The following is a 26,114-nucleotide window of genomic DNA, read 5'->3' as shown; positions in this document are numbered from 1 at the left end:
CGCCGGCATGCGATCCCGCTGTTCCAGCCAAGGAGGCTGGTTGTGTATGCCCACCCCTGCTCTGTTTCCCCGTCACATCGCGGTGATGATTCTGGCGCTGCTGGCGTGTTCGTTTGCCGGCAACCATATTGCGGCGCGCATTGCCTTCGATCATGACACCGGCCTGCTGCTGGCCATTCTCTGTCGCTCCGGCGTGACCCTGCTGGTGCTGATCAGCCTGGTGTTATGGCAACGCGAAACGCTCAGTCTTCCCGCCAGCACCTGGCGCTGGCAACTGCTGCTCGGGCTGCTGATCGCGACCCAGAGTTTTTGCATTTATTCAGCGGTGGCACGTATCCCGGTGGCCCTGGCGCTTCTGGTGGTCAACGTTTCGCCGATTTTGCTCGCGCTGCTGACCTGGGCACTGGGCGGCGCCAGGCCCACGCGGCGTGCAGCGGGCCTGATGGGGCTGATTCTGATCGGCCTGACCCTGGCCCTGGACGTGCCGCAGAGACTGTCGAACCCCGGCAGCAGCGAGCCGCAGTGGCTGGAAGGCATCGCCTACGCTTTTACCGCCGCCGTGGTGTTTGCCTTTGCGCTGTGGATCACCGATAACAAGCTGGCCAGCATGCGCGGTACGGTGCGCAGCATGTTGACGATGGCCGTGGTCTTCATCGCCGCGGCAGTGGCAGGTGCCAGCGGCCTGCTGCCCGGCGGCGTGGACCTGCCGGCAAGCCGTATCGGCTGGACCGCACTGGCCAGCCTGGTGCTGCTGTACGGGCTGGGGTTTTCGCTGCTGTTCATCTGCATGGCGCGTCTGGACATCAGCCGCAATGCACCGGTGATGAACATAGAGCCGGTCGCCAGCCTGCTGTTCGGCTGGTTGATTCTGGATCAACTGCTCAGCAGTGGCCAGGTCATCGGTGGGTTGATCGTGGTCAGCGGGATTGTCCTGTTGACCTGGCGACGCGCGGCCCCGCCTGCCCCTCAACCGTTCAGCCAATCATCCAACAAGGTCCTGCACCATGCCCGCGAACGTTCTGACCCTTGAAGATGGCCTGACCCGATTGACGCTGGCGCCCGACATCGGCGGAAGTATCGTCAACTGGACCGCCCTGGCCAGCGGCCATCCACTGCTGCGCCCCAGCAGCGAAGAAACACTGGCCACCGGCATGCCTCGGCGACTGGCCTGCTACCCGCTGGCCCCTTGGTCAAACCGGATCGGCAACGGCGGTTTCGACACACCGGATGGCTGGCTGGCCCTGGCGCCCAACAGCGCTAACGACCCGCTGCCTATTCATGGCAGCGCCTGGCAGCAAGCCTGGACCGTCATCGAGCAGACGCCGCAACAGGCCTGCCTGCAACTCGATAGCCAGATACCCTTCGCCTATCGCGCTGAACTGCGCTACACCCTGCACGGCGGCAAGCTGAGCATCGAGCTGACCACCACTCACCGGGACAACCGCGCCGCCTGGCACGGCCTGGGCTTGCACCCTTACTTGCCGCGCACGGCCCACACACGCTTGCAGGCGAAGGCCGCACAGGTGTGGCTGTGCGACGAGGCAGGTTTACCCGACGTCTTGCAGGACCTGCCCGCTGAATGGGACTTTCGGCACAGCAGCACCCTGCCCGATACCCGCCTCGACAACGGGTTTACCGGTTGGGACGGCCACAGCATCATCAGCCAGCCTGACCTGGGCTATGAGTTGCACTGCCACGCCACCGGCAGCGAGTACTGTCTGGTGTTCTGCCCGCCGGGGCTGGACTTCTTCTGTTTCGAGCCGGTCAGCCACCCGGTCAACGCCCATCATTTGCCCGGTCATCCCGGGTTGAAGCTGCTGCGGCAAGGCGAGTCGGTGACGATGAAACTCACATTGCACTACCTGCCCGACTGAGGCAGCCGGGCTCAGCCGACGTCTACCGACCCCACCTCCTCGAACGGTGCAGACCCTAAGTGATCAAGATGCGCCTCAGGCCTTGCTGGATAAGTAATGCTAAAGGCACGGTGATATCATCCTCCATCCGTCTCGATATTGATCATGACGGTGATCCACGCCCTCTCCCTCTGCGTAACACTTCTGCACCGCGAACCAATACCGGACAACGGTGATCAGAAGGTGGATCATGCGCATAACTGCCAGTCTCAGGACCTTCTGTCACTTGTCCAGCCCGAACAGCGATTCGACGATAAACCGACTTTGGATTGATGAAGTCGCTGCCGTGGCCCGACAACGGGACCGCGACAGCTTCATGCGCATCTACGATCACTTCGCGCCGCGTTTATTACGCTACCTGACGGGGCTGAATGTGCCTGAAGGACAAGCGGAAGAGTTGGTTCAGGAAGTGCTGCTCAAGCTGTGGAACAAGGCTGAATCCTTTGATCCGGCCAAAGCCAGCCTGGGAACATGGCTGTTCCGCATCGCGCGCAATCTGTACATCGACAGCGTGCGCAAGGACCGGGGCTGGGTGCAGGTGCAAGACTCATTGGAACAACTCGAGCGTCTGGAGGCCCCGGCAGACAGAACGCTTGATTACAGCCAGCGCCAGGAGCAACAACTGAACATCGCCATTCAGAACCTTCCCGTTGATCAAGCCAAAGTGCTGCGAATGTCCTATTTCGAAGCGCTCAGCCACCGGGAAATTTCCGAACGCCTGGACATGCCGCTGGGCACGGTGAAGTCTTGCCTGCGACTGGCTTTTCAAAAGTTGCGCTCGCGGATCGAGGAGTCATGATGGGCCCACTGCATCACCCGGACGATGCAACCCTGGTCAGCTATGCATCAGGGGCGCTGTCGCAGGTTATCTCTCTGGTCACCGCCGCCCACCTGGAGCGCTGCGCTACATGCAGAGCACGCCTCAGGATGGCGGAGCAGATCGGCGGTGTGTTGATCGAGCAGCACACCAGTTCGGTGATCCCCCTGAAAGGTCGATCCGCCATGCTGGCGCGCCTGGATGAGCAGGAAAAGGGCTCGGCGCCCGACATGCACTCCATGCCAGCGGCCAATCAGGACCCGGACGTGCTGCCGATGTGCATGCAGGCGCATTTTGGCCAGCACCTGAGCACGCTGAAATGGAAGACCCTGCTCCCCGGCGTGCAACGGGTGCGCGCCACGGGCATCGAAGAGGGCAACCTCATGCTGCTGAAAATCGCCCCTGGCGTCAGCATGCCGGTCCACAGCCATGAAAGCAGCGAAATGACCATGGTCCTCAAGGGCGCCTATCACGATGTACAAGGCGCATTCGAGTTGGGTGATGTGGCCGACCTGGACAGCCATATCCAACATCAGCCGATTGCCTACCCGGACCGGGAATGCATCTGTGTGCTGGCAACCGATTCAAAGCTGCGCTTCCACGGCCTGTTCGCGCGGATGATGCAGCCGTTTTTCGGAATTTGAAAAACGGCCGCGACACGTTCTGTCAGCGCTGGATACTGACACCCAGCGAAGCCAGCGCATCCCAGTAGCCCGGGTAGGTCTTGCCGACGCAATCCGGGTCCTGGATGTGAATGCCTTTGATCTTCAGCCCGGCCAGTGCAAAGCACATGGCGATGCGGTGGTCGGCGTGGGTGTCTATCAGAGCATCGACGGTGGTGCCTGCCAAAGCAGGGTTGGCGTATACCACCAGATCGTCACCTTCTTCGACCGCCAGGCCCGGTGCGATGGCGCACAGGCCTTGGCACAGCGCTGAAATACGGTCGCATTCCTTGACCCGCAGATTGGCGATGCCGACAAAACGCACCGGCTGACGGTTGAATGCCGCCAGCACCGCCAGGGTTGGAATCGCGTCCTGCATTTGCGAGCCGTCGATTACTGCGGGCATGTTCGGAAAGCGGTCGATGATCTGGCTGGCAAGGGCATCAGGCTGAGTGAACGCATCGCTGGCCACGCCGAGGTCGATCTTACCGCCGGTCAAGGCTTGCGCGGCCCAAAGATAGGTGGCCGCCGATGCATCGGGCTCGATGTGGAAATCCGTGGCGCGGTAGCCTGTTGCCGAGACTTTCCAGGCAGCGTCGCCAATGGCCTGAACTTCAGCCCCGAACGCCTGCATGGCTGCCAGTGTCAGGTCGACATAACCCCGTGCGCCGATCTCGCTGCCGGTCAGTGCGACTTCGACCGGCCCTTTGCCGCAAGCCCCTGCCATCAGCAACGCCGATACGTACTGGCTGGACAGATTGCCGTCGATCTCGATACGGCCTGCTTCCAGCCCGCCCTTGCCTTTGATCGCCACGGGAGGGCAACCGCCGGTAGCGCTGACCTCAACGCCCATGCGCTGCAAGGCGTCGACCAGCGGGCCGATCGGGCGCTTGCGCATGTACTCGTCGCCATCCACCACGAAGTTGCCTTCGAAATTGGCCAGCGCAGCGGTCAGAAAGCGCGTTGCGGTTCCGGCATTGCCCAGAAACAGCGCTTGCTGCGGCGCTTGCCAGTGGCCGCTGCTGGTCACGACGAACGTGCTGTCGTCCGGTTCGTCGACCTGCACCCCCATCAGACGCAAGGCTTCGGACATCACGCGGGTGTCGTCGCTTTTCAGGGCGCCGGTCAGGCGGCTGGTGCCTTTGGCCAGCCCCGCCAGCAACAGCGCACGATTGGTGATCGACTTGGAACCCGGCGGGCTGACGCGCCCGACCAGCGGACGCTCGACAGGCAAAACAGTGAGAGTGGCTTGAGATCGCATGATGTCCCTGAGTGTCAGCGGAAAAATCGCGATCCTAGCACGAGGACGATCAAGCCCGCAGGGCGCTTTTGCCGGGAAAATACCCCGGCAGGCAGATTACGTTTGCTGGGCGTCGGACAGTTGCTGCAGCTTGTCGTTGGCGGCCAGCAACTGATTGCGGTTGGCCGCCACGTCGGTGACGTCGTAGATCACCAGGCACACGTGGCTGATTGCCCCGGTGGTCGAGCGCAGCGGGAACAGCGTGGTGTTCTGGTACATGAATTCTTCGTGCCCGGTGATCGGCTGGTAATTCTTGAAACGCACCAGGTACGGCCGCTGCTCCCATATCGTGAAAGCCGGCGTGCCAAGGGTGACGACGTTATCGACCTTCTTGCTGAACCACTTCGCGTTGACCTCGGGGAAAATCTCGAAGAAAGTCTTGTCGACGGCGACGTAAGGCACCACGCCTGAACGGTTCTCCATGAACGTGTTCCAGACCGTCACCCGGTAGTTCAGGTCCAGCACCACAATGCCCACGTCGATGTTCTGCGTGACGGCCAGCAACCAATGAAGTTCGTTGATCTCGATAGCGTTGCTCATGGGTCAGCTCATCATGTAGGCGAGTTTTTTGGTAAGCAGCTCGACCGAGTCTTCGGTGAACAGCATCAGCAGATCGAAGTGAATATTGTGGCCTTCCACGCTGTAACTGATCTCGACCGCCAGGGTCTTTTTCCAGCGTTGCTGATTGACGCGAATGAGCTCGTCGATCCCACCCTGCGCACCCAGCAACTGCGGATGGCCTTGCGAAAAGGCGATGTCTATCTGTTCGGCAATGCCGCTCAGGCAAGCGCCGATGAGAATCGTGGACAGGTCCAGCAGCATTTCCATGTTGGAGCTGTCGGAATGATCGCCGCCCATCAACTGTGACATGCCGGAAATTTCCGAATCATGAAAAATCAGCAGCGCTTCACCGGCGATACCGCCGCCGATGTAGCCCTGACAGACGGCCGTCAGCCGCTGGTCGCTGTGGGCGTCGGCCAGCGCCATGTGCAGCTCGCCGACTTCGAGCATGTTGACGTTGGGCACCGGCAACTGCACGAACACCCCTAGCACCTTGGCCAGCAACGCAGCGGCGCGGCCCATCGCGACGTTGATGGTTTCGCGGAATGCGTCCTGAAAGCTGATGACCCCGCCCTTGTTGTTGAGGGCCGGCAACGAAACAGGTGCTGCCGAAGGCTTGCCCAGCAGGCCAAGACGCTCCAGCGTGCTTTTGAGCTCGTCCGGATCGGCAGGTTTTTTCAGAAACGCCAGCGCGCCCAGCTCCATGACCCGGCGCACCGCCTCGTCCTGCACGTCGCCGGACACCACAATAACCTTGGCGTCCAGATTTTCCGCGCGGATTGCCGCGAGGGTCTGGTAACCGTCCATCACCGGCATGGTCAGGTCGAGCAGAACGATCTCACCCTGACCTTTGCGAATCGCCTCCAGGCCTTCCTGCCCCTGAGTGGCCAAGGTCACCGAGACATCCCAATCGGCAGGCAAGGCACGCAGCAACTGCTTTCGCGCCATGTTCGAGTCGTCGCATATCAATAGCGCAAGCGTGGACATCGTGTGGTTCTCACTACAGAAAAATCAGGCGGACAGTGGCGGACAGCACGTACAGGTTCGGCGGTTCTACAGAAGAAGCCTGATCCGAGACTAAACGCTCGATGCGCAGCATTCAAAGCGAAACTATAGCCTTAGTCGGCGATGTTTGAAGTTTCTGTAATTTATGTCGTTTTCTGTTGCTGCAGATCACTACCGCTGCCGCTCAAACACGCCTATTATCAAGTGATAGATTTAATAGCGATCACTCGATAGAGAGGTGTGACATGTCTCTGCCCATAGGCGACTACCATCCAGCCCTGCCACGGCAGGACGATTTCTGGCAGCACCTGGGCATTCCAGCGCGTGGTACCCGCCTCTATACGGCACTGCACAGCGGCCTGCCCTACGAAGTGTTCGAGCGACTGGCGAATTACACCGACCTGAACCGCTCGACGCTGGCCGAGCATCTGGGCATCGCACCGGCCACCTTGCAGCGTCGTCTCAAGGTGCGCCGTTTCAACGCCGAAGAAAGTGACCGTTTGTTTCGTCTGGCAGCCGTCTACAAGGCAGCGCTTGACCTGTTCGAGGGCGATACCGAGGCAACCCGGCTCTGGCTGGCGAATCCGGTCCACGGGCTGGGCAATCGCAGGCCACTGGAAATGCTCGCCACCTCAGCCGAAGCTCAGGCGGTGCTGGACCTGATCGGTCGGCTGGAGCACGGAGTCGTGGCGTGATCCTGGTCTACCGCCTGGTCAAACGCAAATGGCTGGCCCAAGCGTTCGATGGTGAGGGCGCCAAACTCTACGGCGGACGCTGGAACAGCAAAGGCAACGCCTGTGTGTATTGCGCCGGCAGTGAATCCCTTGCGTTACTGGAAATACTGGTCCACCTGAACAACAGCGGCGTGGCCCGGCATTACGCGATGCTGGAGTTGCAGATTGCCGAAGAACACATCCTCAACGCCCGCCCCGACACCCTGCCCCCTGACTGGCGCGAAGAACCTGCGCCACCGGCCACAGCCTCGTTCGGCGACGCCTGGCTGGCCTCCGGTCAGAGCCTGGCGCTGGCCGTGCCCAGCGTGATCATTCCGCGCGAGTGCAACTATTTGCTCAACGTCAGGCATCCGGCATTCGGGGCCGTTGTGGCAACCGCCAGAGAACTGGAATTCGAGGTAGACCCGCGCTTGAAATGAGCGGGCTGAATGGACAGCGCTATACCTGATACCGATAAGGCATAGCGCTGTTGGCAAAAAAACATCCGGCGTTTCGTCAGTGAGTGGCCGGCGCCTGGGCTGTTTCCACGGCCTGAGGCAACGCCATCCCCTTGGGCCACAACAGCCAGATATTGCCTTTCTGCTTCATGTCGCCCGCCAGTTTGCCAGCCTCTTCGCCGGTGCCCCAGAACAGGTCGGCGCGCACTTCACCGGCAATCGCGCCGCCGGTGTCCTGGGCTGCGACCGGGCGCACCACACTGCTGCCGTCCGGGCGCGTGGTGGACAGCCAGAGCAGACTGCCCAGTGGAATGACCTTGCGATCAATGGCTACGCTGTAGCCCGGTGTCAACGGCACGTTCAGCGAACCGCGAGGGCCTTCATTGCTGTCCGGATTGCGGGCGAAAAACACATAACTGGGGTTGCTGGCCAGCAAGTCGCTGACTCGCTCAGGATGAGCCTTGGCCCAGGCAGCAATGCTGCCCATCGTCACGTCTTCCTTCTTCAACTCGCCCTGCTCCACCAGCCAGCGGCCAATGGCACGATACGGGCGACCGTTCTGATCGGCATAGCCCAGACGCAGTTGCGAACCGTCCTCCAGGCTGACTCGCCCAGAACCCTGAATTTGCAGGAACTGCACATCCATCGGGTCGGTCAGCCAGGCAATGACCGGCGCATTCAGACCCTTTGCATTGATCGTTGCCGCATCGTCATAGGGCTTGAGCACACGCCCTTCAAGCCGGCCGCGCAAGCGCTTGCCTTTGAGCTCGGGATAAATGCTGTCCAGGCTGACCACGATCAGATCATCCGGAATGCCATACACCGGCACATTGGCGGTCGCTGTCCGGGTCAGGCTGCCCGGGTAGACGGGTTCGTAGTAACCGGTGATAAGGCCATCGGCACTGCCACCGTCGGCGCGCAGGCTGTAGACCTGCAACTGGCCCTGCAGAAACGTGCGTATCTGCGCCGCGTCGGGCGCCGCCGCCAGACTCGCCGCCGCCGCGCACGTCGGCCCCCATACCGCATCAGCCTTCAAGCGAACACACGCACTGCGCCAGGATGCAAAACCGGCCTGCAAGTCAGCGTCCGAAACCGCTGGCAAGGCTTCCCAGGTGGCCTGGGTGTAAGTGGTGTGCGGCGCCGCTGGAGGCGTCACCGGTTTATCGGACTTGTCACACGCCGTCAGCAAAACAGCCAATGGCACAGCCAGCGCCAGACTCCGGGACCATGGCTTGAAAGAGAAAATCATCAGCACCAATCCTTTAACAGCCCGCAGCAGGCTGGAGGGTAAAGGGCATCATTGTGGCTGATGCGGGCGCCGGGTCCTAGGGGTGGAATGAATTCGCCGCCCGGGCCGTGTGCGATTTTATTATTTCTGTACGCCTGCCGGAACCGCACCGTACTCAGTAGAGCGCCGCCATGCTGACAGCATCGACATATTCACCGTCCCGAAAAGCGTATTTCATGTGCATGCCCTCCACCACGAAACCATGTTTCTTATAAAGTTCGATGGCGGGCTCGTTATCACTGAAGACCGTCTGTTCCAAACGTTTGATGTTCAACCAGCGCGATGCGGTTTCCGTCAGTTCTTTCAGCATCAGCGCCCCGATACCTTGACGATGATGACTGTCGTCAACGCCCATCCAGAAGTCAGCTACGTGCTGCCTCCGGCCCTGAAACCGGTAAAGCATGGCGCATCCCACCACCACACCCTCCTGTTCAGCGACCAAAGACAATCCAGAAGATGGCCGCCCTTCCACAAGCCTCTTGATGTCGTTGGTTGACTGATAGGGCATGCGGAGCGTCCACCAACGAAACACTGGCTGCTGAAACAGCTGAGCCAGTGAAGACCAGTCACTGTCGGCCATCGCACGCACGGTCAGGCTCATTGCAAACGCCCCGGATGCGGTTCCGGGTAGTCGCGGTTGATGTCGAGGGGGTTGGCGTAGGGGCCATTCCACAGCTGTTCATGCAGTTGGCCGATGCGGCTGGCCATTGAGCTGTCGTGCATGACCACTTCGAGGTTGCGCGAGGTGTCGAGGTAGCCGCCGAGCCAGTTGCTGGTGCCGACCCAGGCAATCCGGTCGTCGATGTCCATCGTTTTGCTGTGGATCACCCGTGCGTAAGGAATGAAACCCTGAGCGGCCATTGGCAGTGTGACGATGCGCACCTGCACATTGGGCACCAGGGCCAGGCTTTTCAGGTAGGCCACTTCGGGCATGCCGGTGTTCCAGTCTGAAACCATGAGTTTGATGGAAACGCCGCGCGCCGCTGCACTGCGAATGGCGTTATCGATAACCGGGTAATACGGTCGCGTCTTGTCCGGCCCGTACGACAAGGGAGCGTAATCCAGCAACTGGATGCGGACTTCGTTTCTGGCTTCGCCCAGCAAGCGTGGCAGTTCTGCCTGAGAATCGACGACACCGGGCGGGTTGTAGCGCTGCGGGCTGGCGATCAGGTAGTTGCCATCGGGTGATGCAACGCTGCCAGTAGACGAAACAGGAACCGGGACAGGTTTGCCGTCGGCGATGGCGGCCTGCGCAAGCCAGTCCTGATCGAACACTGACTGCACCTGCTGCACGACACCCGGCTCATCGATCCGCAAGCCGGTTTCGTGAATGTGCTCCAGTGAGCGCCAGTCGAAATTCTGACTGCCGATGAAGGCCTGCTTGCCGTCCACAACGAAAAACTTGGCGTGGATGATGCCGTTGCCGGTGAGTCTGGCGTAAGGCAGCACCCTCAGCGTGAGATTGGGGATTGCCCGCAACCGCTCCAGGGTTTTGGGGTCGGACATCTTCAAGCCTTTTTCTTCCAGAAGAAAACGTATCTGCACCCCGCGTTGCCCGGCGGCTTGCAAGCTGGCAAGCACCTTGTCCATAACCGAATCTGGCTGATCGGCCACGTAGAACTGCTCGATATCGATGCGCTTGCTGGCCCCGTCGAACAGCTCGCGCCAGACATCGCCGGGCGCGCGCAGGTCCGGGGTCTGCAGGTTGGTCCCGACGGGTACGGTGTGAACCAGTTCAAAACCGGGAATAGCGAAATCCGCGTGTGCGAACGGGCTGCAAAACAGCAACGCGGCAATCACGCCGCGATAGCGCATGAACATCGGGCGAAACCGGATAGAGAAGGTCATGGAAGTCTCGTTGCCAGAACAGGCAAAAGGCGCACGTCAGAGACCTGCGCCAGTGTGTGGATCATGCCGTCCGGTAGGTGGGCTGAGGAACCATGACCGGGTGCGACATTTCATCCTGAACCCGCGCCCCGCTGGAGGCACGGATCAACAGGATCTTGAGCTGATCATTGATGCGCTCAAGGCGGTCTTGAAAGAAGTTATGAAAGACCACGCAGAACAGGGCGATTGCGATACCCAGCCCTGTCGCAAACAACGCCGTACCGATACCGGCAGAAATCTGCCCCGGATCGGACACCCCGGCGCTGGCCAGGGCTTTGAAGGTGTCGATGATGCCCAGAATCGTCCCCAGCAACCCCAGCAAGGGCGCTGCGGTGGTGATGGTCTCGATCAGCCAGAGGCTGCGGGACAGTGGCGCCCGCGTGCTCAGGTACTGGGTTTCGATGACGTCATCCAGGTCCCGGCGTGAACCGTGGGCATTTTTCTGTGCCAGCACCGGCAGCACCATGTCCAGGGGCAGGCTGGTCCGGCGGGTCAGCGCCTCCGGCAGGTCTTTTTCACTGTGTACCGAAGCATTAAGCGCAGCTTGCAGCGCCCGCGATTGGCGACGTACATAAGCGAAGTAGATGCCTCGCTCGATTGCGACAAAGAGTGCAATCGCGATGGCGGCATACATCACGTAGAACGTGATGTCGTGGAGCTGATTCATGTCCATGGCGCAGACCTCTGGTCAATGGAGGGTTAAAAATTGGCTTCCAGGGAAACCGTGACGGTACGCTCGACGCCGACGATGTAGGCCGGGTCGCCGTCGCGGAAACCGCTGTAAGTGCCTGCGTTGGTTTTGGTGGTGTACACGCCGTCCAGGTATTTCTTGTCGAACAGGTTGTCGACGTTCAGGCGCAAGGTCGCGTCCTTGACGATTTTCTTGTCCACCGGCAGATAGACACCGGCGCCCAGATTGAAGATGGTGCGCCCAGGAATGCTTTCGTCGTTGGTCAGGTCGCCATAGAGCTTGCTGGTGACCTTGCCCCCGAACGTGCCGTAATAACTGCCGTCGTCATACCCGATGTTGGCCGCCAGCATGTTCTTCGGCACGTTGGTGAACTGTTTGCCGCTGGTGGGCAACTCGATGGCTGCGCCGTTGTTGAACACGGTCAGGTCATCTTTCTGTTTGGCGCGGGTGTAGGTGTACGAGGTGTAGTAGTTGAAATGGTTGGGCAACAAGCCGCTCCACTCCAGCTCAAGACCGCTGTTGTCCACGGCGCCCGCGTTGATGTCGGCAAAGTCGCCGTTAATGTCCCGCGAGGAAACTTGTCGATTCTTGAACTGCAGATAGAACAGGGTGGCCGCCAGCGTCATGTCCTGGTCGGTGAAGCGCCAGCCCAGTTCGTGGTTCCAGCTGGTTTCCGGCTTGCTGTCGATGGAACCGGTGCCCGGGTCATACAGCACGTAGTTCTGCGGCACGCGCATGTTGCGTGACAGGCTGTAGAACAACTGGTCACGTTCATCCAGCTGATACTTGAGGCCCACGTTGGGCAGCAGCTTGTTGTAGGTCTGGCCACGCTTTTCCGGCCGCTCGGTCAGGCTGCCGTGGTTGTTACCTTCACGTTCCACGTTCATGAAGGCCAGGCCACCGACGAGCGTCCAGTCCGGAGCGAAATACCAGGTGTCCTGAGCCCAGACTTTCTGTGCCGGCGTTACGGTGTAGCGGTCCCGGCCCTGGATCTCATTGCCGTTGGCATCGACCATGTAATCCGAGTCAGGCTGGATGCTTTCCGGCTTGCCATTGCTCTTCAGACGGATGAAGGGCTGGGTCTGCAACTGACGCGCACGCTCATACCAGTAGCCGACTTGCACGCTGTGCTCGTCGTTGACATCCCAGTTCAGCTTGGTGGTGATGCCGGGACGCCAGGTCTGGGTACGCGAAGGCCGGTAGTAAACGCCCGTGGTCGATGAACCGTCAGCGTTGTAGGCCGCAGCCGTGGGCAGGTTGCTCAGGTCAAACACGCCGCCCTGATTCGAGCCGCGGTTGAGCGCGTAAGACGAGCTGTTGACCCCGCTGCCGTTACCCCAGAAGTAATAGGGGACGACTGAGAGGGCCAGATTGTCGGCCAGTTTGAATTGAGTATTGAGCACACCGGTGAAGGTCTGGAAGGGGTTCTGCGCCAGCTCGTAGTAACTGGAGAGCTTGCCGTTGCTGCCCACCGCAGGCGTCGAAGGGTAAGGGTCAAACTTGCGTCCGCCCTGCTCGAACTGGGTCTTGGTGAGCTGGCTGTAGCTGTTGTTGTCTTGTTCGTGATACTTCAGGATCAGGTTGGCGGTGTTGCCCGACCCCATGTCGAAAAAACTGTTCCATTCCACCTTGTCGGCACGCACCGCCCCATCACCGCGCCATTTCTGGCCTTCGGTGTGAGACATCGACAGCCAGTTGCTCAGCCCGTTGATCTCTCCGGTATTGAGCCGCGCGAAGGTCTTGTAAGTGCCATTGCTGCCCGCCACTTGCTTGACGAATGCGCCGGTTTCCTTGGTGGGCCGAATGGTGACAATGCCGATGTTGCCGCCGCTGGAACCGATGTGCGGGCCATCACTTTCGGCAGAACCCTGGGTCACGAAAATCTGATCGATGTTTTCCGGATCACCCAGCAGGTTGGAGTACAGCGCGTAGTTGCCGGAGTCGTTGATCGGCATGCCGTCCACCGACATCCCGACCTGATCGGAATTGAGCCCGCGCATGGTAAAGCGGAAGCCCGAAAGACCAGTGGCGTCTTCGCTGGAGATATTCAGGCCCGGTGTGTACTTGAGCTTGTCGATCGCGTTCCCGGTTGCGGTCTGCTTGTCGAGCGCCTCTTTGGTCACGGTGGAACGCGCCTTGATGCTTTCCTCCTGCACCATGTAACCACCACCGGCCGTTGCTTTGCCCTGTACGCCAATGGTGCCGACATCACTGGCAGTCTGGTCAGCCATGACCATGCCGTGGCTCATGCCAGCGGCGACCAACGCAAGGTGAATCCTGGAAAACTTCATCACATTGTTCCTTGTCAGTGCTATTGCACGCTGTAGTTGAAGGTGGCGGTGAAGCGCTGTTCGTTGCGCCCGCCGAAAGCTTGTTCGGGAAACGGTTTGACCTGTTTGAGGCGTCGCAGACTGTTGGTCGCGGCCCGGTTGAGCAGCATGCTGGAGGCCTGGGTCTGAATGCCGGAATCCAGCACTCGGCCCTGACGGTCGACCAACAACCACACCACCACTTCGCCACTCGGGCGTTCGAGCGATGCCTGACGTCCGGTTGGGTATTGTTTGTAGCCATCCAGCTCGTTACGCAGCCCTTTGAGGTAGCCGCCCTCAATGCCTTGGGTGTCCACTTTCGGCGGTGCGGGTGGCGCAGGCGGCGACGGTGGCGGAACCGGGGCACTGGCCACCGGCTTGCTGGGGGCCTGAACCGGCTCGGCAGGTTTGGCCACGGCAGGCTTGGGCATAGGTTTCGGGCGCGGCGGTGGTTTGAGCTCTGGCTTGGGTTCCGGCTTTGGCTTGGGAACGGGCTTGGGCGGCGGTGGCGGTGCAGGCTCGGCCTCTTCGCTCTCGACCACAGGTGGCGGAGGTGGCGGCTCTTCAGCCTGTACCGGAGGCGGCTCGGGTTGCGCCACGGGTTCAGGCGCGGGCGGCTCCGGCTCGATCAGTGCCAGCTCCACGGCAGATTCGTCGTAGACCGGCTCCATTTTCAGAGGACGGGTCTGCACTCCGATCACGATTGCGATCAGCGCGACCAGAGCAGGCAGGCCGCCGAGCCACTGACGCATGCGAAACAAGGCATACATGATCAGGATTTACGCGTAGCGATGGAAACGGATGTGAAGCCACCCAGACGCAACGTGTCCATAACCTCGACCAGGCGTGCGACCTCAACACCCTTGTCGCTGTTCACGATGATGGTGGTTTTGGTGTCTGGCTTTTCCAGTGCCTTCAAGGCAGGCACCAAGGCGTCCACGGTGGTGGCCTTGCCGTCGAGCTGCAATTCGCCATTGAGCCCCAGGGTCAGAATCGATTTGTTCTGCGGCTTCAGTTGCTGAGAACTGCTGGCACTGGGCAACTGGGTCTTCATGCCCAGAGCCGGAATCACGTTCAGGCTGACCAGCACGAAAAACACCAACAGGAACATCATCACGTCGATCATCGGAATCAACTCGATGTGCGCCTTGCGTTTCTTGGGTTCGTCCCACGTTCTCATGCAGCGTCTCCCTCTTCTTAGAGGCCGAGAATCTAGCAATCGAACATGACCGATCGGTTAGTTTTACAAGACCGATACATGACGGTTACATGGCTTTTACGCACACATTTCGTGGCACTTAAATGATTCTTGCACCTGTCACAGAAATGCCATCACAACGCGGCAGCGTTTGAGCATTTAACTCGATGGAAAACCCGGATGAGCCTCCCCCTGCCGACTGTCCGAACTTCGCGCCTGTTGCTCACTGCGTTGCAACCAGAACAGGCACCGACCTTGTCGCGGCTGGCCGACGAGCCGACGATTGCCGCCATGACCTCGGCGCTTCCCAGCCCCTATACGCTGGCGCATGCGCAGGCATTCATCGCGCAAGCCCATGAGCAGTTCGCAGCGGGTCAGACACTGAGCCTTGGGGTTCACGTAAAAGAAACCGGAGCGTTGGCAGGGGTCGCCTCGTTTCGCTTTTCGACATTGCATCAGCACGCAAACCTGGGCTATTGGATCGGTGTTGACTACCGAAACAACGGATACACCAGTGAGGCGGTGCGGGGGCTGATGACGTATGGCTTCACGCACATGAACTTCCACCGCATCGCCGGTCAGTGCTTCAGCGACAACCTGGCCAGCGCCAAGGTGCTGGAGAAATGCGGGTTGATGTATGAGGGCTGCATGAAAGGGGCCTTCCTGAAGAACGGTGTGTTCAAGGACATGCTGCTGTTCGGGCTGCTGCGCGCGCAGTACGAAGCGTCGGAGGCTGCGTCATGACCGACTTCAATCCAGACCGTCGGCGCATCATCACGGGTGTCGCCGGGGCAGCAATGTTGTCGATCCTCAGCCCGTTTGCCCGCAGCGCAGGTGTCGATTACCCGTTCACACTGGGCGTGGCGTCTGGTGATCCGTTGCCGGACGGCTTCGTGATCTGGACACGTCTGGCGCCGAAAGTGATCACCCCGGCAGGCGACGGTGGCTTGGGCAAACCCGTCGAAGTGCGCTGGAAAATCGCCAGCGACGCGGCCATGACGCGCATCGTTCGATCCGGCCAGGCCACCGCCCAGTCACGCTTTGCGCACTCGGTGCATGTCGAGGTCAGCGGGTTGCAGCCTGGGCGCCCCTATTGGTATCAGTTTGAAGGGCTGGGCGCACAAAGCCCTGTGGGGCAGGCCTGCACGGCACCGCCAGCAACGGCCATGACCGCGGCCCGGTTCGGCTTCGTTTCGTGTTCGCATTGGGAAGCCGGGTATTTCAGCGCCTACCGACACTTGGCTGCGGAGCGGCCGGATCTGGTGTTCTTTCTCGGTGACTACATCTATGAGATGAACGTTTCTCCCGCCAATATCCAGTTCCCACGCCGCCATGCCACATCAGACCCGATAGACCTGGCGGGTTATCGCAACCGATACGCACAGTACAAGACCGACCCTGACCTGCAAGCCTTGCATGCCTGCGCGCCGAGCATCGTTACCTGGGACGATCACGAAGTGCAGAATGACTATGCCGCGCAGTGGTCACAAGACCCGGGCGTTCCGGTAGAACGCTTTCTGCGCCGCAGAGCCGCCGCCTATCAGGCGTTTTACGAACACATGCCGTTGCGCGCCAGCAGCCTGCCCAAGGGTCCGGACATGCGCATTTACCGCAATATGGACTACGGCCGCCTGGCACGCTTCCATGTGCTGGACGGTCGGCAATACCGTTCCGAACAGCCCTGCGTGCCGGCCAGCGGCAGCCACAAAGGCCATGTCGCACGCAGCGATTGCCCAGACCTTGCCGACCCGAAACGCACCATGCTCGGCTGGGAACAGGAAGCCTGGCTGGACCGCAGCTTTGCTCAATCGCCAGGACAATGGAATGTCATTGCCCAGGATTTGCTGGTAGCGCCACTGATACAACGCAACGCGAGCACTCAGGAACTTGGCCACTGGACCGATGGCTGGGACGGCTACATGACCACCCGTGAGCGCATGCTCGGATCGTTGCAACGCCATCAGACCCGCAACCCGGTGTTCTGGGGCGGCGATATCCATTCATTCTGGACCACTGACTTGCATGCCGAGGCGGACAATCCGGATTCCAGCGTCATCGCCACCGAGTTCGTCGGCACCTCGGTCACGTCCAGTGGGCCGTCGTTCGAAGCCTTCAACAGCATTCTCGGGCTCAACCCACACGTGAAGTTCTTCGACAGTCGCCAGCGCGGCTACGTTTCTGTCGAACTGAGCGAAAAACAAATGCTCACACGCTTCCAGGTGGTGTCGGACGTGCTCGACCCTGCAGCCAGCGTGTCTACGCTCAAGCGCTTTGCAGTGGAAGCCGGAAAAGCAGGGGCTGTGGCGGGATAGCCCCTTCCTTTTCCAGACATTGTCCACCCCAAGGCGACAGTCAAACCCGTTTCAGGCGCTTTTTCCCTTTCTGGTGAGTCACTAATCTGAGCCCATGTTGCACGCCAGACCTCACCTACCAAACGAAAGGATTTGACCATGACCACCTACAACCGCCTGAACAAAGATGACGCCATCGTTCTGCTGATCGACCACCAGACAGGCCTGATCTCGCTAGTACAGGACTTCTCGCCAAACGAGTTCAAGAACAACGTGCTGGCGCTGGCCGATCTGGCCAGGTTTTTCAAGCTGCCGACCATCCTTACCACCAGTTTCGAACAAGGCCCTAACGGCCCGCTGGTTCCAGAACTCAAGGCCATGTTCCCTGATGCGCCGTACATTGCCCGCCCCGGCCAGATCAATGCCTGGGACAACGAAGACTTCGTCAAAGCGATCAAGGCGACCGGCCGCAAGCAGTTGATCATCGCCGGCGTTGTGACCGATGTGTGCGTGACCTTCCCGACCCTGTCGGCACTGGCTGAAGGTTTTGAAGTGTTCGTGGTCACCGATGCGTCCGGCACCTTCAACACCACCGTCCAGCAGGCCGCCTGGTCCCGCATGACTCAGGCAGGTGCGCAACTGATGAACTGGTTCTCGGTGGCCTGTGAGCTGCAAGGCGACTGGCGCAACGACATCGAAGGCCTGGGCAACCTGTTGTCCGAGCGCATCCCGAACTACCGCAACCTGATGAACAGCTATTCGGCGCTGACGGCTCGATAAGCTGCGCGCAGGCACATGAAGCCAGTGTCCAAAGGCTTCATGTGCCCGACATGCCTTTCCTCAAATCAACTCCCACGTCCCATTGGCCTGCCGGCAAAAGGTGTTCTCTTGCTTTTCGGCACCGCCGCTTGCGGTTTTCAAGCTGACCGTGACAGGCCGACAGGACGTCTCGGCCGCAGCTTTGCCGGAGGGCAAGGACGAGATCGAGCCGAGATCGAAGGCTTCGGTCTCTCGGCTGGCTGACACGTTCATGTCGTCAAGCCGAGCTGCAGTAAGGGTCTTTCTGGCGTCGGCCTCGGTTCTGGTCAGGACATAGTCCTTGTGAACGTAGCCCACCGTTACCCCCTTGCGCCCGACCAGAATCCAGTCACCGGTCGAGCCCACGGCAGTGAACTGCGTGTTGCCCGGCAGGCTGCCTACTTTGTCAGCGTTCATGTTCGGTGCCGAGCGCACGTTGAGGCCGGACCGGGTGACGTAAGGCTCGTTGATCAACTTCATCGACGGCACCGCCTGGATCCTGGGCAAGCGTTTGACGTCGACGGTTCGGGTCGCTCTGTATTCCTGACCCTGAGTGATCTGCGCGCTGGCATTGGAGTGGTCGGAACGCCAGGTGGCAGTGGATTGCGCCACGGTGGTAGCGGGCTGGTTCAGAATTTCCTGAGTGCGCAACGCCAACGCCTGTTGATCCCTGTCATCCAGCATCTGCCCGATACGGTTACCGATGTAGCCACCGATACCACCGACGATCAGCGCCGCAGCGATCTGGCCGTTGCCTTTGCCCATCGTCGCGCCCACTGCCAGGCCGGCGATACCCCCGATTACCGTACCCGCCTGTTCCTTGCTGATGCCCATCTGCGCGCATCCGGTGACTGAAGTGGCGAGGGTGACCGCCAGGATTGATGCAACGAATTTCTTGCGCACGGGTTTTGCTCCCTTTGAAAACGGCTCACTCCGCGTCAAGCAGAGGCTTGGTAAGGTTGTACAGCATGGATTCGGTATTCATTGCCCAATGAAAAGCCTCCGCCATAAGGGTCGGGCCTGTCTCGATGTTCTTGAAGGCTGTGCGGTAGCCTGGCGAATCAATGAGCGCGTTGCTGGCTGTCAGCGGAACGAACACGATCAAAACGAATGCCGTGATTCTGAGGCTCCACAGCCACTTTCGAATGGAAGCACGCCGCTCGATGGTCGACAGCATCAGGCCGACGATGTTGAGGGCGCCGCTGAAAAGACCGCTCAACAGCGACCAAGGCACAAACCACATGTTTTTGAGAACGCTCAGGCTTTGTTCGCCATGCATGTCAGTGATCGCCACCTCGCTGGCCATATTGCTGGCAATGCCCGGAAGGTAAGCGTTGAACTGGTCGCGGGTCGCGAGCAGGTTCATCCCCTCCACGTAGAACGGGCCAAGGACCTGACGTGCCATGTGGCGTACCTCGGGCGTGTTGGCCATCGCCCGCCGGGTGCGCAGATGTGCAGGCATTGCCAGCGCGTAGTCTTCAGCGCCCGGCAGGGTTTGCGGCTCGGCAGCACGGTCGGACGGGACCAGTGGTCTGCGTTTATGGCCCGGCGCACCAGCGCGGCGCAACGCCTCGATCCTGACGTACTCGCGGGCGATACCGTCAAAGGCTGGAATGACGTCCGTTTGCAGGCGTTGATAGATCACATCGGCATTGCGCCGGGTGTAGCCCTTGAATACAGCCTGGGCGAAACCCTGGAAGTTGCCGTCGATCTGCTCGACATAGGAACCCTGGACGCTCATCAGTACACCGAGGTTGGCGATGAAAGCCTTGCCTTCGCCTTTGTCGCGATAGTCCTCATAGGGAACGCCGGGAATCTGCACCGAGTCGTACAGCAGGCCTTTCTTCGTCACGTAGGCATACAGGCTGTAAACCCGCAGGTCGGACGGAAACTCTTCGGCAATAACGTCGGGAACCACGCCCTGAACCCACCAGGTCGTCGGCGCAAGAATCAGGGTGCTGAGCACGGTGGAGCGAATCAGGCGGTGCTGAGTGCCCCTTTTCTCATGAACCCAGACGCACAGGCGCCAGGCGATCAGGCACACGCTCACCGTTGCGAGGCTCTGCCCGTATATTTCAAGCGTCTGCAGGCTTTTGAGGGGGATGTCGGCGCCTGCCTTGTTCAACAACTCGGCGTTGAACAGCAAGCCGAAGATCAGGCAGACGGCATTGAGAACATTAAGTGCCACAGGCAGCATCCAACACATCCCTGTCAGAGAGGAACCAGCGTATCAACGCACTCCGGTGCGGCTGGAACCACTGAAAAACAAGCGGGTATTCTGCCCGGCGACCGGAAGGGATGCCAGCTATTTGGCGAAAGGCGGGTGCTCACGTGACAGGCTGATCGGGCCTTTCGAAACACCCGATCCGTTCAGCGGGCTGGCGGGTACTGCCGGTCATCCTTTACCGGCACACCCGAATCACCGCCGTACTACTTCAGTTGATTAGCAAACCGTCCAACGGCACCGACCACTTGTTTGGCCCCTTCCTGAATCTCGACAATCACCGCGCCGGCCTCGTTGGCCAGCAACAGGCCCTGCTCGGCCTGGTTGCGGCTGTTGGCCATGCCACGCACGGCTTCATCGGCCAGTGCCTGGTTCTGTTGCACCACGCTGACGATTTCTTCGGTTGCCGCGCTGGTGCGGCCCGCCAATTGACGCACCTCGTCGGCGACCACGGCAAAGCCTCTGCCCTGTTCACCGGCCCGGGCGGCTTCAATGGCGGCGTTGAGCGCCAGCAGGTTGGTCTGCTGGGCAATGCCGCCAATGGTTTGCACGATGGAGCTGATCAGCAGTGACTGCTTGCCAAGTGCTTCGATTCCGGAGGACGCCGTTTGCATCTCTTCGGAGATCTTGCGCATGGTTTGCACGGTGTTCTGCACCACATCCGCGCCGCGCTGGGCGCTGACGTCGGTCTGCTGGGAGATTTCGAACGCCACGCTGGCCGCCTGACTGACTTCATCTTCGCGCGCCACCTGATCGGTCACCAGCGTGGCGAACTTGACCACCTTGTAGAGTTTGCCCTGAGCATCGTGTACCGGGTTGTAGGTAGCTTCCAGCCAGACCTCACGGCCACTGCTGTCGATACGCTTGAAGCGCCCGGCCACGAACTCGCCACGGTTGAGCCTCGCCCAGAACTCCCGATACGGCGCCTGCGACGTTTCCTGCGGGTCACAGAACAGACTGTGGTGCTTGCCTTTGATCTGCCCCAGGTTGTACCCCATCCCGCGCAGGAACTGGTCATTGGCGGTCAGCACCTGACCACTCAGGTCGAACTCGATCACCGCCGTCGAACGCAACAGGGCCTGAATGAACGCGGAGTTTTCGGCAGCGGTCTCGACGGTCTGGGTGATGTCCGACCCGTAGCATTGCAACGTCACCAGCTTGCCCTGGTCATCCAGAACCGGCTGCCACATGGCGCGAATCCACACCAGGCTGCCGTCAGCATGCAGAAAACGGTAGTTGTCGATGACCGACTCCCCCTTCTGCACCGCCAGTTTGAGGTTACGGTAGCAATCGAGCTGTTTGACGTAAGTCGGCACCATCTGGTCCAGCTCTTTCCCCAGCAAATACTCGGCGCTATAGCCAAGTGCCCTGAGGAAGTTGTCATTGGCGTGGGCAATGCGGTTGTTGGCGTCCAGACTCAACGACACCATTCGCGCGTCTATGCCCTTCTGCATTTGCCGGTACATCGATAACTCGGCCTGCTGTGCCTGTAATTCCTTTTTCAAGCGAGTATTGAACATGTCTGCACCGATTGTGGGTTTGTACGTGGATATCGGCACAAGCGTAGACGCAGTAAAGGTATTTCGTCGGGTTGCAGGGGGACAAATGAGCGATTTTGTCCATCGTTGCTAACGGCAACCGGAAAGCCCCGAATGAGCTAGCCTGAATGGCGGAAACCATGCATCCAAGTCGATGTCTACGAGCAGCAGGCCACGCAGGCCTGGCCAACAGCGTCTGTTAAGCTCAATCGCTTGCAGCGCAGTCATTGAGGAAGCCCTGATGCATCGCATTCTGATCACTGGAGCCAACGGGTTTGTTGGCCAGAAGCTGTGCAATATGCTGCGACAGGCCGGGCACCATGTCATTGCTCTGGTTAGCGCCGAGTCGTCTCTGTCGGCCCATGCCAACGAGTCTGTGCGGTGTGATATCCGCGATGCCAGCGGTCTGGAACAGACGCTGTCGCGAACAGCGCCCTCTCACGTTGTGCATTTGGCAGCGGTCACTCACGTGCCTACCAGTTTCAAAGACCCGGTCCTGACCTGGCAAACCAACGTTATGGGCAGCGTGAACCTGTTACAGGCATTGCAGCGAAGCGCCCCCGAAGCCTTTACGTTGTTTGTGAGTTCGTCGGAGGTGTACGGCGAAAGTTTCAAACAGGGTTTTGCACTGGGCGAAGACAGCGTGTGCAAGCCCATGAACCCCTACGCAGCCAGCAAGCTCGCTGCGGAAGCGGCGTTCAACGAGTCCTTTCGCCAAGGCCTGAAAGGTGTGGTCGTACGCCCTTTCAATCATATCGGCGCCAGGCAATCGCCTGATTTTGCCACGGCCTCGTTTGCCCGGCAGATCGCCTTGATTGAAGCAGGGAAACAGGCCCCGGAGCTGAAAGTAGGCAATCTGAAGGCCGCGCGGGACTTTCTCGATGTGCATGATGTATGCGATGCCTACATCACGCTGCTGCAACGGGCCGACACGCTGGAAGACTGGCCACGGTGCCTGAACATCTGCAGCGGAGAACCCACCCGTCTCGAGACAATACTTGCGCATCTTATGGCACTGAGCACGAGCACCATCGAGGTGAAAGTCGACCCGGAGCGCATGCGTCCTTCAGACATACCCAGCGCGTTCGGCGACAACTCCGCCATACGGAACCTCACTGGCTGGAAACCCACCACACCACTGAACGAAACGCTTGCTGACCTGCTGAATGACTGGCGTCAGGCAGTGACGTCGACGGGATGACCCATCCGTCGCGCAGCCCGGGCAGGCGTCATGGTCAATGACGCCTCGAAACGCGCTTCACACTGCGCGCACGTCAGAACGAACGGCCCTGCTGATTGCGCTTCACATCAGCCTCCACCATCAACCGGCAAAGCTCCTCAAGCCCGGTTTTGGCTTCCCACCCGAGCACGTTTTTGGCTTTCTCGGGATTGCCGATCAGTAACTCGACTTCAGAGGGCCGGTAGAATCTCGGGTTGATCTGCACGAGCGCCTTGCCTGTGCTCGCATCGATACCCTGTTCATTCTCTGCACTGCCCACCCACTCAAGGTTGATGTGGACAGCCTTGAAGGCCATTGATACAAAATCACGAACTGTTTCGGATCGATGGGTTGCCAGAACGAAAGAGTCAGGCTCTTTGGCTTGCAGCATGCGCCACATGCCTTCGACGTACTCTTTGGCAAACCCCCAGTCACGGCGGGCGTCGAGGTTGCCCAGTTCCAGAACATGCGGCACGCCCAGTGAGATACGCGCGGCAGCGTCAGTGATCTTGCGGGTCACGAACTCTTTGCCGCGCAGGGGGGACTCGTGATTGAACAAAATACCGCTGGCGCCAAAGATGCCGTAGGACTCCCGATAATTTATCGTCATCCAGTGCGCATACAACTTGGCGACACCGTAAGGGCTGCGTGGATAAAACGACGTGGTTTCAACCTGCGGCACCTCCTGCACCTTGCCGAACATTTCAGAGGTGGACGCCTGATAAAAGCGTATTTTCGGATTCACGATCCGTATGGCTTCAAGCAGGTTGACCGCCCCCAGCCCGGTGATTTCGGCGGTCGTGATGGGCTGATCAAAGGAAACACCGACAAAGCTTAACGCCGCCAGGTTGTATATCTGGGTGGGATCGGCCTTTTGCAGCAAGCGAATACTGGCGCTCAAGTCGGTCAGGTCATGTTCGACCAGATGCAAATTCGAGTGGTCGGCGACACCAAGCTCTTCAAGCCGCCAGAAGTTGACGGAGCTGGTGCGACGAAAAGTACCGTAGACCTTATAGCCTTTTTCCAGCAGAAGCTGAGTAAGGTAGGCACCATCCTGGCCTGTGACACCAGTGATAATTACGGATTCTTGGGGTGTGGTCATAGTTGGATTCCGATCTGGGGCTGGCTCGGCTTATGTTTATTGTGCGGCGGTACATTCGTGAACGGCGCCATGCTCGCTTCGAAGGCAACCCACAGCGTTTGGATAGAAGCACCTGATCACTATAGATCCGGAATCTGAAGTGCAAGCAGTCAATTTCAGATACCCGTGCCTGCTTTCAGCCATCAAGGCCCGGCAATGTGGTTTCAGCGACAGACCTGGCGTCTTCAGGTCAAGGCCCCCGAGACCGCTGGTCGATATTATTAATTAGCATGCTGCAGTTTGGTGGCACTAAGACATCATACGTAATGTCTTACGTTTCTCGATGTTACTGTACCGGTGCAACATGCTCGTCTCACCCCTTGATCGCCCTAGCCCTGAAGATTCGCAAACCCTTGTCGAGGTCGAGCGAACGATTGCTTCAGGCGTAGGATCGCTGTGCTTCAGCCATGATCTCGAGCGACGCTACCAAGCGGAAACCCGGTTGGAAAGGCGTGAGTTTCTGACGGTAATGAGTATCGGCGGCAGCCTGATCTATAACCTGTTTCTGATCAGTGACTGGTTGATTTTGCGGGATGTATTTGTCTATGTAGCGCTGGGGCGTCTGTGCCTGATCACGCCGATGTTTATCATCCTGCTCGTGATGGCGCGGCGCTTCCCGTCGCGCTGGGCGATGGAAACGACCGCTGCGATCGCTACCGTGTTGTGCTCGCTCATGCCGATGGTGGTGATGATTTACAGTGAGAGCCCTTATCAGATCTTCTACCAGTTAGGCATGCTGCTGATCATGGTCTATTGCACCATGATCCAGCAGTTACCGCTGCGCCACGCCGCCGTCGCAATGTCATGCATGCTGATCATTCAACTGGTGACAACCTACATCGCCAACTTCGCAGACGCGCTCATCTGGCAGGCCAATGCCTTGTTGTTCATCTCCACGGTCATGCTGCTTTTGATGGCGTCCTATTTTCTGGAGCGAGGAAGCCGTCTGAGCTACCTTTTTGCGCTTCGCGGGCGCTTGCTGCAAGTCCAATTGCTGGAGTTTGCACGTACCGATTCGCTGACCCGCCTGTTCAACCGGCGCTATCAGGACGAAGTGCTGACCTCGGTCTGGGAGCGTGCCGGGAAAAGGCAGGCGAACGTGGCCATCATTCTGCTGGACATCGACCATTTCAAATCCTACAACGACAACTACGGCCATCCGCAGGGCGATGTCTGCCTGAAATTACTCTGCAAGGAGATCCAGCAGAGCGCAAACGACTATGGCGCAATGGCGTTCCGGTTCGGCGGTGAAGAGGTACTGGTATTGATGATTGGCGATGCAGTGCAGGCTATTAAACTGGCCGAGACGCTCAAGGCCTCGGTGGCCGCCCTCAAGCTGCCGCACCCGGCTCTGGGGGAAGGCGCACACGTCACCATCAGTCTTGGCGTCGCGTCTGCGCTTGCGCCCCTGACCACTTACGACACCTTGATCAGCGCTGCCGATAATGCGCTGTACGCCGCCAAGCGCGCCGGGCGAAATTGCGCCTGCCTGGCGCGCAATGACGCATTAGAGTGTCAGGTGTAGCTGCAGGCCGTCAGAGGGGTTCCCACAGGCAGCGTGTCTTGTGGACGTTTACTGGATAGGCCGCAGCGCTTTACCCACGCCTTCCCCCGCTTTAATCTCACCGGGCAATCACTTGGCTGGGAGCCATCGCATGGGCGTTCACATTGACATCAACACAAACCCGACTGAAGAAGATCGCCTGGCGATTCTTGAGCCGTTGAAGCGTTTCAACGCCGAGCAGGCGGGGGACGGGAAGTCCGAGAAAGTGGCGATGTTCATCCGCGATGACGAGACACAGGAGATTCTTGGGGGGCTGCACCTGCGCATTCTGTTCGAGTGGCTGTTCATCGAGTTGCTGGTCGTGCCGGAACAGGTCCGAGGCCAGGGAATGGGCTCACGCCTGATGCAGATGGCCGAAGACCTGGCCATCGAGAAAGGGTGTGTCGGGATCTGGCTGGACACGTTCGACTTCCAGGCACCCGACTTCTATCGCCGTCACGGTTACACCGAGTTTGGCCAGATCGATGACTACCCGCGTGGGCACAAGCGCTTCTTTTTCGAGAAGCGCCTGTCGAGCGGGCAGCCCTGACGCTTGCG

At 59.6% G+C, this 26,114-nt stretch carries 25 protein-coding genes and 2 pseudogenes; 12 read left to right on the top strand and 15 right to left on the bottom strand.

Features of this window, described 5'->3' with window-relative positions:
* Positions 1 to 46 precede the first annotated feature (46 nt).
* The 4 genes from BW686_RS10345 (at position 47) to BW686_RS10330 (ending at position 3,374) form a co-directional block, all read left to right on the top strand.
* Positions 47 to 1,030 (top strand): EamA family transporter, encoded by a 984-nt coding sequence (locus tag BW686_RS10345; RefSeq protein ID WP_084916210.1) that lies wholly within the window; start codon positions 47 to 49, stop codon positions 1,028 to 1,030.
* Positions 1,005 to 1,874, top strand: coding sequence for an aldose 1-epimerase (locus tag BW686_RS10340; protein ID WP_084916209.1), 870 nt, complete (start codon positions 1,005 to 1,007; stop codon positions 1,872 to 1,874). The genes BW686_RS10345 and BW686_RS10340 overlap by 26 nt, the downstream gene beginning before the upstream one ends.
* Before the next feature lie 325 nt (positions 1,875 to 2,199).
* Entirely contained in the window at positions 2,200 to 2,712 is a 513-nt protein-coding gene (locus BW686_RS10335; RefSeq protein WP_179149233.1) for a sigma-70 family RNA polymerase sigma factor, read from the top strand.
* Positions 2,712 to 3,374, top strand: coding sequence for a ChrR family anti-sigma-E factor (locus BW686_RS10330; protein ID WP_084916207.1), 663 nt, complete (start codon positions 2,712 to 2,714; stop codon positions 3,372 to 3,374). Before BW686_RS10335 ends, BW686_RS10330 begins: the two co-directional genes overlap by 1 nt.
* Before the next feature lie 22 nt (positions 3,375 to 3,396).
* Here BW686_RS10330 and aroA read toward each other — a convergent pair whose 3' ends face one another.
* The 3 genes from aroA to BW686_RS10315 form a co-directional block, all read right to left on the bottom strand.
* Complete coding sequence (gene aroA / locus BW686_RS10325) at positions 3,397 to 4,653, bottom strand: 3-phosphoshikimate 1-carboxyvinyltransferase (RefSeq protein ID WP_084916206.1); 1,257 nt, start codon at positions 4,651 to 4,653, stop codon at positions 3,397 to 3,399.
* 96 nt (positions 4,654 to 4,749) lie between these two features.
* Positions 4,750 to 5,232 carry a PAS domain-containing protein gene (locus tag BW686_RS10320; protein WP_084916205.1) on the bottom strand — a complete coding sequence of 161 codons (483 nt, stop codon included), beginning with the start codon at positions 5,230 to 5,232 and terminating at the stop codon, positions 4,750 to 4,752.
* A 3-nt stretch (positions 5,233 to 5,235) separates the two neighbouring features.
* Entirely contained in the window at positions 5,236 to 6,240 is a 1,005-nt protein-coding gene (locus tag BW686_RS10315; protein WP_084916204.1) for a response regulator, read from the bottom strand.
* A 263-nt stretch (positions 6,241 to 6,503) separates the two neighbouring features.
* On the opposite strand from BW686_RS10315, the gene BW686_RS10310 reads away from it, so the two are divergent.
* Both BW686_RS10310 and BW686_RS10305 read left to right on the top strand, forming a co-directional pair.
* Positions 6,504 to 6,953, top strand: coding sequence for a DUF2384 domain-containing protein (locus BW686_RS10310; RefSeq protein ID WP_084916203.1), 450 nt, complete (start codon positions 6,504 to 6,506; stop codon positions 6,951 to 6,953).
* The gene (locus BW686_RS10305; protein ID WP_084916202.1) at positions 6,950 to 7,411 is read left to right on the top strand and encodes an RES family NAD+ phosphorylase; all 462 of its coding nucleotides are present in this window, start codon (positions 6,950 to 6,952) and stop codon (positions 7,409 to 7,411) included. The genes BW686_RS10310 and BW686_RS10305 overlap by 4 nt, the downstream gene beginning before the upstream one ends.
* Before the next feature lie 76 nt (positions 7,412 to 7,487).
* Here the strand turns inward: BW686_RS10305 and mltA are convergent, their stop codons facing one another.
* From mltA to BW686_RS10270, 7 genes are all read right to left on the bottom strand, one after another.
* Positions 7,488 to 8,678, bottom strand: a complete 1,191-nt coding sequence (gene mltA / locus BW686_RS10300) for a murein transglycosylase A (protein WP_084916201.1) — start codon at positions 8,676 to 8,678, stop codon at positions 7,488 to 7,490.
* 154 nt (positions 8,679 to 8,832) lie between these two features.
* Positions 8,833 to 9,318, bottom strand: a complete 486-nt coding sequence (locus BW686_RS10295) for a GNAT family N-acetyltransferase (RefSeq protein WP_084916200.1) — start codon at positions 9,316 to 9,318, stop codon at positions 8,833 to 8,835.
* Positions 9,315 to 10,565 (bottom strand): phospholipase D-like domain-containing protein, encoded by a 1,251-nt coding sequence (locus BW686_RS10290; protein WP_084916199.1) that lies wholly within the window; start codon positions 10,563 to 10,565, stop codon positions 9,315 to 9,317. Before BW686_RS10290 ends, BW686_RS10295 begins: the two co-directional genes overlap by 4 nt.
* Before the next feature lie 61 nt (positions 10,566 to 10,626).
* Positions 10,627 to 11,277, bottom strand: coding sequence for a MotA/TolQ/ExbB proton channel family protein (locus BW686_RS10285; RefSeq protein WP_084916198.1), 651 nt, complete (start codon positions 11,275 to 11,277; stop codon positions 10,627 to 10,629).
* A gap of 26 nt (positions 11,278 to 11,303) precedes the next feature.
* Positions 11,304 to 13,586 carry a TonB-dependent receptor gene (locus tag BW686_RS10280; RefSeq protein ID WP_084916197.1) on the bottom strand — a complete coding sequence of 761 codons (2,283 nt, stop codon included), beginning with the start codon at positions 13,584 to 13,586 and terminating at the stop codon, positions 11,304 to 11,306.
* Positions 13,587 to 13,606: 20 nt separating this feature from the next.
* Positions 13,607 to 14,374, bottom strand: a complete 768-nt coding sequence (locus BW686_RS10275; RefSeq protein WP_084916196.1) for an energy transducer TonB family protein — start codon at positions 14,372 to 14,374, stop codon at positions 13,607 to 13,609.
* A 2-nt stretch (positions 14,375 to 14,376) separates the two neighbouring features.
* The gene (locus BW686_RS10270) at positions 14,377 to 14,784 is read right to left on the bottom strand and encodes an ExbD/TolR family protein (protein WP_005898009.1); all 408 of its coding nucleotides are present in this window, start codon (positions 14,782 to 14,784) and stop codon (positions 14,377 to 14,379) included.
* Between the two features lie 198 nt (positions 14,785 to 14,982).
* Here BW686_RS10270 and BW686_RS10265 point away from each other — a divergent pair, with 198 nt between their 5' ends.
* The 3 genes from BW686_RS10265 to ycaC all read left to right on the top strand — a co-directional run bounded on the left by BW686_RS10265 (position 14,983) and on the right by ycaC (position 17,873).
* Complete coding sequence (locus BW686_RS10265) at positions 14,983 to 15,546, top strand: GNAT family N-acetyltransferase (protein WP_084916195.1); 564 nt, start codon at positions 14,983 to 14,985, stop codon at positions 15,544 to 15,546.
* Entirely contained in the window at positions 15,543 to 17,114 is a 1,572-nt protein-coding gene (locus BW686_RS10260) for an alkaline phosphatase D family protein (RefSeq protein WP_084916194.1), read from the top strand. Before BW686_RS10265 ends, BW686_RS10260 begins: the two co-directional genes overlap by 4 nt.
* A 138-nt stretch (positions 17,115 to 17,252) precedes the next feature.
* Positions 17,253 to 17,873, top strand: coding sequence for an isochorismate family cysteine hydrolase YcaC (gene ycaC, locus BW686_RS10255; protein ID WP_179149232.1), 621 nt, complete (start codon positions 17,253 to 17,255; stop codon positions 17,871 to 17,873).
* A gap of 60 nt (positions 17,874 to 17,933) precedes the next feature.
* Here ycaC and BW686_RS10250 read toward each other — a convergent pair whose 3' ends face one another.
* The 4 genes and pseudogenes from BW686_RS10250 to BW686_RS27465 form a co-directional block, all read right to left on the bottom strand.
* A complete protein-coding gene (locus BW686_RS10250; protein WP_084916192.1) occupies positions 17,934 to 18,794 on the bottom strand; it encodes an SH3 domain-containing protein in 861 nt (286 codons plus the stop codon).
* A 25-nt stretch (positions 18,795 to 18,819) separates the two neighbouring features.
* Positions 18,820 to 20,088, bottom strand: coding sequence for a hypothetical protein (locus tag BW686_RS10245; RefSeq protein ID WP_084916191.1), 1,269 nt, complete (start codon positions 20,086 to 20,088; stop codon positions 18,820 to 18,822).
* A 233-nt stretch (positions 20,089 to 20,321) separates the two neighbouring features.
* Positions 20,322 to 20,756, bottom strand: a pseudogene (locus BW686_RS27470) (methyl-accepting chemotaxis protein); the annotation flags it as partial.
* Between the two features lie 162 nt (positions 20,757 to 20,918).
* A pseudogene (locus BW686_RS27465) lies at positions 20,919 to 21,545 on the bottom strand (PAS domain-containing protein); the annotation flags it as partial.
* Between the two features lie 349 nt (positions 21,546 to 21,894).
* Here BW686_RS27465 and BW686_RS10235 point away from each other — a divergent pair.
* Positions 21,895 to 22,854, top strand: coding sequence for a GDP-mannose 4,6-dehydratase (locus BW686_RS10235; RefSeq protein ID WP_084916189.1), 960 nt, complete (start codon positions 21,895 to 21,897; stop codon positions 22,852 to 22,854).
* 73 nt (positions 22,855 to 22,927) lie between these two features.
* Here BW686_RS10235 and gmd read toward each other — a convergent pair whose 3' ends face one another.
* On the bottom strand, positions 22,928 to 23,974 hold the full coding sequence (gene gmd, locus BW686_RS10230; protein ID WP_084916188.1) for a GDP-mannose 4,6-dehydratase: 1,047 nt from the start codon (positions 23,972 to 23,974) through the stop codon (positions 22,928 to 22,930).
* A 343-nt stretch (positions 23,975 to 24,317) separates the two neighbouring features.
* Here gmd and BW686_RS10225 point away from each other — a divergent pair, with 343 nt between their 5' ends.
* A complete protein-coding gene (locus BW686_RS10225; RefSeq protein WP_084916187.1) occupies positions 24,318 to 25,538 on the top strand; it encodes a GGDEF domain-containing protein in 1,221 nt (406 codons plus the stop codon).
* Positions 25,539 to 25,668: 130 nt separating this feature from the next.
* Entirely contained in the window at positions 25,669 to 26,106 is a 438-nt protein-coding gene (locus BW686_RS10220) for a GNAT family N-acetyltransferase (protein ID WP_084916186.1), read from the top strand.
* Positions 26,107 to 26,114: the final 8 nt, after the last annotated feature.

The organism is Pseudomonas syringae, from assembly GCF_002157375.1.
Classification (GTDB): domain Bacteria; phylum Pseudomonadota; class Gammaproteobacteria; order Pseudomonadales; family Pseudomonadaceae; genus Aquipseudomonas; species Aquipseudomonas syringae_T.
The sequence above is the reverse complement of the archived record's forward strand: the minus strand, read 5'-3'. Positions and strand labels throughout refer to the sequence as shown.